This window comes from Rhodopirellula maiorica SM1 (assembly GCF_000346295.1).
Taxonomy (GTDB): Bacteria; Planctomycetota; Planctomycetia; order Pirellulales; family Pirellulaceae; genus Novipirellula; species Novipirellula maiorica.
In genome coordinates, this window is the sequence record NZ_ANOG01000304.1 from 1 (window position 1) to 2513 (window position 2513).

Annotated in this window: 2 protein-coding genes; one reads left to right on the top strand and one right to left on the bottom strand. The window is 54.0% G+C overall.

What is annotated here, in order from left to right; translation table 11 throughout:
- Window positions 1-180 precede the first annotated feature (180 nt).
- Window positions 181-1656 carry a TolC family protein gene (locus RMSM_RS09920; RefSeq protein WP_236622074.1) on the bottom strand — a complete coding sequence of 492 codons (1476 nt, stop codon included), beginning with the start codon at window positions 1654-1656 and terminating at the stop codon, window positions 181-183.
- A gap of 435 nt (window positions 1657-2091) precedes the next feature.
- Here RMSM_RS09920 and RMSM_RS09925 point away from each other — a divergent pair.
- On the top strand, window positions 2092-2513 hold a 422-nt coding region (locus tag RMSM_RS09925), incomplete at its 3' end, for a trehalase-like domain-containing protein (RefSeq protein WP_040765065.1).

The following is a 2513-nucleotide window of genomic DNA, read 5'->3' on the forward strand; positions in this document are numbered from 1 at the left end:
GCCGCGGCTGCCAGCGTAACCGACTTTCAAGAATTGGCGACGATCTTCGTGGTTCGACATGGATTAAATCTCCCGGGTGCAAAATGAAACTTCATCGATTCCCTTCGTCCTCTTTCCAGTCTTCAGACTCCAGTCTCCAGTCTCCTCACTCCTCACTTTCCACTCCTCACTTTCCCCGCTCTACCGTGGTTGCGGAGTTGCATCGATATGGCCCGGAGGTGTGGGTCGGGGTGCCGCTTCCAAGCCGCCATGCAGCAGGAATCCTCGAACAAGCACCTCGTTGCTTCGGACCATCTCGAGCTGTTGAATTTGTGTCAGCCGTGCATCGAATAAATCGTTTTGAGCCGAAAGCACATCGGGCCAATCGACGCGGTTGTCCTTGTAACTTTCCAACAGTTCTTTATACGCCATTTCCGCTTCGGGGATGATCACTCGATCGTATTCGGTGGCGATCTGAAGCGATGTCAAATACCGCTGATACGTGCTCGCTAAACGTCGCTGTAGATCGAGTTCCGTACGTCGAATTTCTTCTTGTTGACGCATCAGGTCCGCATGCGCCTGTCGGATGGTTCCTTGATTGCGGTCAAACACCGGCAGTTCAATCGAGACGCCTGCAGCCGCCACGGTTTCTTTGGCGTCGAAGTTGTAACCCGCTCCACCGCGAGCAACGATGTCGGGTACCCACTCGACTCGTTCTCGCTGCAATGTCACTCGGTCTTCGGCAAGCTTCGCACGTGCCGCCATCAATTCGGGGCTTTCGGCAAGCAACGTTGACAAAGCGTCTTGATAGGAAAGCGGAGCGGTTTCGGGCATCAATGATCCCGCTACAGGCGCCACGGCGAAGTCGACACCGACGAGCGAAACCAGTCGACGAAACTGTTCTCGATAATGATTTTCGGCGGTCAATACATCCAATCGTGCTCGTTGCAATGCAATGTTGGATCGGCGGACTTCGGGACGCGTTGCTTGCCCTAGATTATATAATTCGCGTGCCGTTACTGCCCCGTCTTCGGCTGTCTTCAATAGCTCGCGTCGCAGTTGCAGTATTTGGCTAGCTGCAAGCGTTTGGTAGAAATGCATTCGCACATCGTTGCAAACGCGAAACTGCTGAGCGATCGCGAGGTGTTCTGATACGTGGGCACGTCGCATGTACTTTTCACGACTCAGCCGCAGTTTACCTGCAGTGACAAAACGCTGTTCCACAATCATCCCTTGAAACTCGCCAGGCGAATCTTTGTCACCGGGCACGTCCACCCCGATTTGTTCGCCGCTATAGATCAAGGTTGGGTTGGGGTAGAGTCCGGCTTGCAATGCCTTGGCCGTTTCGCCTGAAATTTGCAACCGAGCTTGACGGAGTGTCGGATTGTTCTGCGCAGCCAGTGACAAGAAATCGCTCAGCGAATAACCGATAACGCTTGCGTCCTGCGACATCGCGCTGTCAACGACTTGACCATCGACAACCACCGGAGGCGGAGCCATCGGGTAAGCGTCGTCCGCCAGTCGCTGTTCGGGAAACAGCGGGCCGGCCGCATCCAGGTCGCTCAATCCGAAGGGAGCGTCGGGAACCGGCGGCGGGGGCAAAAAACGATGCCCCGGCTCGGGAGGCTGGGCGGAAACCAGCGAAGTGCTAGCAGTCACGACAAATATAGACAACATGCCAAGCATTGATCGACGTCGGTTCACTTGTTTACGCTCCTGCGACCTACCGCTTTGGTGAAAATCCCTTACTCCTTCAGAAATATCGAGTGGATACCCTCCCTGGGTAAACGCAAGTGGGATCAATCCATTTGCTCGTTAGTGCAACCGAGTCGGTGGTTACAGCTAGGTAATCTGTAACGGTGTGCCGCCTTTGGGATCAAACCAATTGCCCCTCGTCCGTCAAAGTGGTCCGTCGCAGTACCGGAAAAACTCATTTCCAACAATACCCTCCTGAGGTATGCAAACCGTATGCCGAATTTACGCCTTGTTTTGGCATGCAAGCTGCGTCGCAGGTGAGAAATCCGGATGGCGACGGTCGGTGGAGATTGACGACGCGACGGATTCCATAACAGACTCGCCATGACAAACGAGCCACAGTAAACGAGATGTACGGTGATTTCAGCAGATTCCCTGTCGGACTATACATTGATCGGAAACGGACATTCTGCGGCATTGGTTAGCCGCAATGGTTCGGTTGATTGGTGTTGTTGGCCGCGGTTTGATAGTCCCGCGATCTTTTGTCGATTGCTCGACAGCGAGCAAGGCGGTTTTTTTCAATTGGTGCCGGACACGGATTTTCGTGTGGATCGTCAGTATGTTGATCAAACCAATGTGCTTGAGACAACGTTCCAAACCGATTCGGGAACGTTGCGATTAACCGACTGGATTCCGGCTGCATGTCCATTGCTGCCGGAAACCTATTGGTCGACGAGTTTGATCCGCCGAGTGGAGTGCATCGCGGGCCAGGTGTCTTTGCGTGTTCATTTTCGCCCCAGCTTTGATTACGCTCGCAAGTCCGTTTCGTTCCGCTTTGA

Bases quoted from the DNA above. Each gene is read 5' to 3' on its own strand.
- RMSM_RS09920 (WP_236622074.1), bottom strand. From the start codon at position 1,656: ATGTTGTCTATATTTGTCGTGACTGCTAGCACTTCGCTGGTTTCCGCC.